This window comes from Desulfofundulus sp. (assembly GCF_049701015.1).
Taxonomy (GTDB): Bacteria; Bacillota; Desulfotomaculia; order Desulfotomaculales; family Desulfovirgulaceae; genus Desulfofundulus.
Genome location: NZ_JBNATZ010000168.1, coordinates 1 through 5491 on the forward strand (window position 1 = coordinate 1; position 5491 = coordinate 5491).

Annotated in this window: 6 protein-coding genes; 1 reads left to right on the forward strand and 5 read right to left on the reverse strand. The window is 53.4% G+C overall.

Going from position 1 to position 5491, the window contains the following annotated elements:
* The 5 genes from ACPLUI_RS10360 to ACPLUI_RS10380 all read right to left on the reverse strand — a co-directional run.
* The coding region (locus ACPLUI_RS10360) for an HrcA family transcriptional regulator (protein ID WP_424660187.1) at positions 1–383 on the reverse strand (383 nt) is incomplete at its 3' end.
* Positions 384–467: 84 nt separating this feature from the next.
* Positions 468–1610: a radical SAM family heme chaperone HemW gene (gene hemW / locus ACPLUI_RS10365; RefSeq protein ID WP_424660188.1), complete on the reverse strand. Its 1143-nt coding sequence runs from the start codon at positions 1608–1610 to the stop codon at positions 468–470.
* 20 nt (positions 1611–1630) lie between these two features.
* The gene (lepA, locus tag ACPLUI_RS10370) at positions 1631–3433 is read right to left on the reverse strand and encodes a translation elongation factor 4 (protein WP_424660189.1); all 1803 of its coding nucleotides are present in this window, start codon (positions 3431–3433) and stop codon (positions 1631–1633) included.
* Between the two features lie 71 nt (positions 3434–3504).
* On the reverse strand, positions 3505–3807 hold the full coding sequence (locus ACPLUI_RS10375; protein WP_424660190.1) for a hypothetical protein: 303 nt from the start codon (positions 3805–3807) through the stop codon (positions 3505–3507).
* A 56-nt stretch (positions 3808–3863) separates the two neighbouring features.
* Positions 3864–4439 (reverse strand): HPP family protein, encoded by a 576-nt coding sequence (locus tag ACPLUI_RS10380; protein ID WP_424660191.1) that lies wholly within the window; start codon positions 4437–4439, stop codon positions 3864–3866.
* A 185-nt stretch (positions 4440–4624) separates the two neighbouring features.
* Between ACPLUI_RS10380 and ACPLUI_RS10385 the strand changes: the two genes are divergently transcribed.
* On the forward strand, positions 4625–5413 hold the full coding sequence (locus tag ACPLUI_RS10385) for a tRNA (adenine-N1)-methyltransferase (RefSeq protein ID WP_424660192.1): 789 nt from the start codon (positions 4625–4627) through the stop codon (positions 5411–5413).
* Positions 5414–5491: the final 78 nt, after the last annotated feature.

Genomic DNA, 5491 nt, shown 5'->3' on the forward strand with positions numbered 1-5491 from the left:
GGCGGCAGCACCATGGCGGCATACTGGGTCAACTGGGACAACAACTGTCCTGTGCGGTGGATTACTTCACCCACATCCCTAACTTTCTGGCGGTAACTCTTGCGAATAAAATCTTCTTCCTCAGCAGTCAGCTCCTGCCTTTTCATCAAATAATCCACATAATAGCGATATCCCAGCTCTGAAGGAATTCTCCCAGCTGAGGTATGGGGTTGTTCAATATAACCCATTTCTTCCAGGTCGGCCATTTCATTGCGGATGGTAGCCGGACTGATGCCCAGACGATATTTACGTGCAATAGTACGTGAACCCACCGGTTCAGCGGTAGCAATGTAATCGGTGATAATGGCCAGAAGGATATCCTGTTTACGGGCATCCATTCTCACCCTTAACACCCCCTTTGTTAGCACTCGATTATGTTGAGTGCTAAACCCTCTTAAGTTAAAACATAGCACCCACCTGAACATTTGTCAAGGTAACACAAACTCCCTGAAGACGGCATTGGCAAGGGGCAGACCCCGCGCAGTCAATTTTAGATGTTTGGAATGAATTTTCAATAAACCCAGCCTGCTTAATTTTTTTATTTGCTCACCAAAAACCTCTTCAATATTTTTCCCAAAACGGGACTCAAATCTCGCCAGATCAAGTCCCTCTATAAGGCGGAGGCCCAGAAATACCGTTTCCGCCATCATGGTGTCCCGGGACAACCTTTCGCGGCCGGCCACCGGGAGTTCCCCGGCCAAAAGGCGTGCTTCGTATTCTTCCAGAGAGCCGGTATTATAAAAGCGCTCGTCTCCCAGACAGGAATGGGCAGCCGGTCCCAGGCCAAGGTAGGGTTCGTTGTGCCAGTAGGTCAAGTTATGCCGGCACCGGTAGCCCGGGCGGGCAAAATTGGAAATCTCGTAATGTTCGTAACCCCGGTCCACCAGGAAGTCGATCACCTCCCGGTACATGGCCAGTTCGGTCTCCTCCTCACAGGGAAGGATGCGGCCTTCAGCCACTTCCCGTGCCAGAGGCGTACCTTCCTCCAATTGGAGGGAGTAGGCGGAAATATGCTCCGGCCGCAGCGACAGAACTTTACGCAGGCAGTGCTGCCAGTTCGCTACGGTTTGCCCGGGAATGGCAAAGATGAGGTCCAGGTTGAGGTTGTCAAAACCAGCCCGGCGGGCCAGTATCACCGCCTCTACCGCCTGGTTAAAACTATGAACCCGTCCCAGCAATCTTAAAAAGTGGTCCGAACAGGTCTGCACCCCGAGGGATAGGCGGTTGACACCGGCACAGCGCAGGGTCCGCAGTTTTGACAGATCCACCGTGCCTGGATTGGCCTCCACAGTGACCTCCACTCCGGGCAGCCATTGAAAATAACGGCTGCATCCTTCCAGAATGGCCGCCAGGTCTTCCTCCGGCAGACAGGTGGGGGTACCCCCGCCGATAAAAATGGTCTTCAGTCGCCTCTCCTCCGGACCCAACCGCTCGTGGTACAGGGCCATTTCCCTTAAAAGAGCGACCCGGTACCGGCAGGCGGCTTCCGGGTCATAGCTATAGGAAACAAAGTCGCAGTACCGGCATTTACGCAGGCAAAAAGGTACGTGAATGTACAGGCTGATGGCCACGGGCTCACTCCCCGGATATTTTACCTTTCTTCTATGCTCAGCACCGCCATAAAAGCTTCCTGGGGTATCTCGACGTTACCCACCTGCTTCATGCGCTTTTTGCCTTCCTTTTGCTTTTCTAAAAGCTTGCGCTTGCGGGTTACGTCACCGCCGTAACACTTGGCCAGCACGTCCTTGCGCCGGGCTTTAATAGTTTCACGGGCGATGACCCGGCTGCCGATGGCCGCCTGGACGGGTACATCAAAGAGCTGCCGGGGTATTAGAGTGCGTAGTTTTTCCACCAGCTGCCGGCCCCGGTAATAGGCCTTATCCCGGTGCACAATGCAGGTCAGGGCATCCACCGGCTCTCCGTTAATCAGGATGTCGAGTTTAACCAGGTCGCTTTCGCGGTACCCCGCCAGTTCGTAGTCCAGAGAAGCATATCCCCGGGTGCGTGACTTCAGCTGGTCGAAAAAATCGAAAATGATCTCGGCCAGAGGCAGGTCGTAGACCAGCATGACCCGGTTTTCACCCAGGTACTCCATGGTTTTAAAGATACCCCGGCGTTCCCGGGCCAGTTCCATCACCGCTCCCACATAGTCCCCGGGCACCATAATGGTGGCAGCGACAAAGGGTTCCTCCATTTTAGCCACCTTGCCCACCGGGGGCATTTTGGTCGGGTTGTCAATGTAGAGCTCTTCGCCGGCCGTCGTGACAACCCGGTACACAACACTGGGTGCGGTGGTAATCAGATTCAAGCCGTACTCCCGCTCGAGGCGCTCCTGGATAATTTCCATGTGTAAAAGCCCCAGGAAACCACAGCGAAAACCAAAACCCAGAGCTTCGGATGTTTCCGGCTCATAGACCAGGGACGCATCGTTAAGCTTCAATTTTTCCAGGGCGTCACGCAGGTCGTCGTAATCCACCGTGTCCACAGGATAAAGGCCGCAGTAGACCATGGGCGTAACCTTACGGTAACCGGGCAAGGGTTCGAGCGCCGGGCGGGCGGCATTGGTGATGGTGTCGCCTACCCGGGTGTCCCTGACATTTTTAATGCCTGCCGCCACATACCCTACCTGACCCGTTTCCAGCCTCCCGGTGGGGGTCATGGCCGGCTTGAAGATGCCCACCTCGGCAACCTCGAACTCCCTGCCAGTGGACATCATCCTTATGTGCATACCTTCTTCCAGATAGCCATCAACTACACGTACATAGGAAATAACCCCTTTATAGGGGTCGTAATGTGAATCGAAAATGAGAGCTTTTAAAGGAGCGGCGGGGTCACCGCCGGGAGGCGGTATCCTCCGCACAACGGCTTCCAGCAATTCTTTTATGCCAGTCCCAAACTTGGCCGAAACTAAAATGGCCCCCGAAGCATCAAGGCCGATTACGTCCTCAATTTCCCGTTTGACCCTTTCGGGATCGGCTGCAGGCAGGTCAATTTTATTAATTACCGGAATAATTTCCAGGTCGTTTTCAATGGCCAGGTACACGTTGGCCAGAGTTTGCGCCTCGATGCCCTGGGCCGCGTCCACCACCAGCAGGGCGCCCTCGCACGCCGCAAGGCTGCGCGAAACTTCGTAGGAAAAATCCACATGGCCGGGAGTGTCAATCAGGTTTAACTGGTATTCCACTCCATCTTCAGCCCGGTAGGCAAGGCGTACGGCCTGCAGCTTGATGGTAATACCCCGCTCCCGTTCCAGGTCCATTTGATCCAGCACCTGGTCGGTCATTTCCCGGGGACTGATAGCTCCGGTATATTCCAAAAGCCTGTCGGCCAGGGTGGACTTGCCGTGGTCAATGTGGGCAATTATGCAGAAATTGCGGATGTGTTCTCTCCCCATTCAATATCACCACCCAATCTCTCAAAGTCTAATTATAACATCAATTACTGGTGGTGAAAAGGACACTTTACTCATACGCGCAAAAAGTGCAGCCTCTCCACATACATCTTGATGAATTCCCTGGTTGAATTCAGGTACCGGTCAAGCCACGGCTGCTGAAAACAGGCCAGAACATCTTTCATGACCTGTCCCAGGTGTAAGGGTTCGGGGGGTGAAAGAAGTTGATTGTACGACGTCACAACCACTTCCAGGCCGAACACGACCAAACCCAGAAAAAATCCCAGGGTAATAAAAGTCCTCCACCGGCCAAATCCCATGGTATCACTTCCCACTTTCCAGTATTGAACAATAAAAGACGGTTTATACCTGGACAAAAAACACCTGCGGGGCAGTCTTTTGCCCGGCCCTCAAAATTTCCTTAAAATTTTCCTTAAAACCAGTAAGTAGGGTAATAGCCTCCTCCCCGACACCGGTGTACCAGCAGAGCAACGCCAAGTAAAACCATCGTACCAAGTAATACTGGTTCTAAAATAAACCTGAAACCCTGACCAGTTAAAATAGCAGTTAGGGCCGTAGCCCCTCCCGGCGGATGTACCGTACGGGTAAGAAACATCAGTAAAATGGCCAAACTCACGCCCAAGGTAACTGAAAACCATGTGGTACCCATTAGCTGGTGAACCAGTACTCCCACAAAGGCACTGATTACGTGTCCTCCCAGGACATTACGGGGCTGGGCAAAGGGACTGGTACAGGAACCGTAAATGAGCGCCGCCGTAGCACCAAAGGGAGCAACAAGCAGGGGTAAATGATAATGAAAGGCCAAAAATGAAACAATACCCAGGCCAAGAAGGCTGCCCAGAGCGCACCAGAGCATATCGCTGGCAGTGGGACGGGCCGGGCATTTGCTGGCAATACGGAGCCTGGCCAGCAGCCCCTGCCGGGGGGAAACGCGATCAACAGGTAATTGAGTAGCACATTCATTATTATCAGGGAGGGGAACTGACACGGCGGTCACCTCACGGGAAAATTCTTTCCGCTATTACTTTTATTATATAACCGCAATCCAGAAAAAAGGGGGGTATAACTTTAAAAAAGACATGTGCTACAATAAAAATTACCGGGCGGGGTACCTGTATTGCATAACACAGGCAGCAATGAAACCAGTGGATTCACTATCGGGAGGTGAGTGCGTTGCCGTTCAAGGAAGGAGAACTGGTTGTCTTCGCCGACCAGCGCATTAAATTGCTGCAGCGTCTGACTCCGGGAGAACGCCTGCATACATACTGGGGCTATATTGAACACGATGAAGTGCTGGGGCTCGAACCCGGCAGCATAGTCAGGACTTCCGAAGGTAAGAAACTCTATGTTTTTTACCCAACCCTTTCGAACTATATAGTAAAAATGCCGCGCAAAAGCGGCATCATATACCCGAAGGATCTGGGCATCATTATGATGTGGGGGGATATCAGGCCCGGTCACCGGGTGCTGGTGGGAGGTGTGGGCAGCGGGGCGCTCCTGCTCGCCGTACTGAGGCAGGTAGGGACGGCCGGGAAAGTGGTAGCTTACGACATCCGGCAGGATATGCTGGACTGCGCCATGGAAAATATTAAAGCCTGGTTTGGCCACCTGCCCTCCCACCTCGAATTAAAGCTTGGAGATATTTACGAAGCGGGCGGGGAATCGGGATTTGACCGCGTAATCCTGGATGTACCCGAACCCTGGCGGGCGGTCAGAACTCTGGACAATGCCCTTGTCCCCGGTGGTATCCTGTGCTCCTACCTGCCTTCCATCATGCAGGTCCGCACTTTTACGACTGTCCTGCAAAAATCAGGCACTTTCGGTTTAATAGAGACCCTGGAAGTAATGCTCAGGAGCTGGCACATAGAGGGCCGGGCTGTAAGGCCCCAGCACCGCATGGTGGGCCATACGGGGTTCCTCACGTTTGCGCGCAAGTTAAGCCGCCAGGAATTTGTGGGATGAATCAAACCTGTCTGTCATTATTGGCCGCCGGGCGGAGCAGTCTCCCCCGCCACCAACTTCCGCACCTCTTCTCCCAGC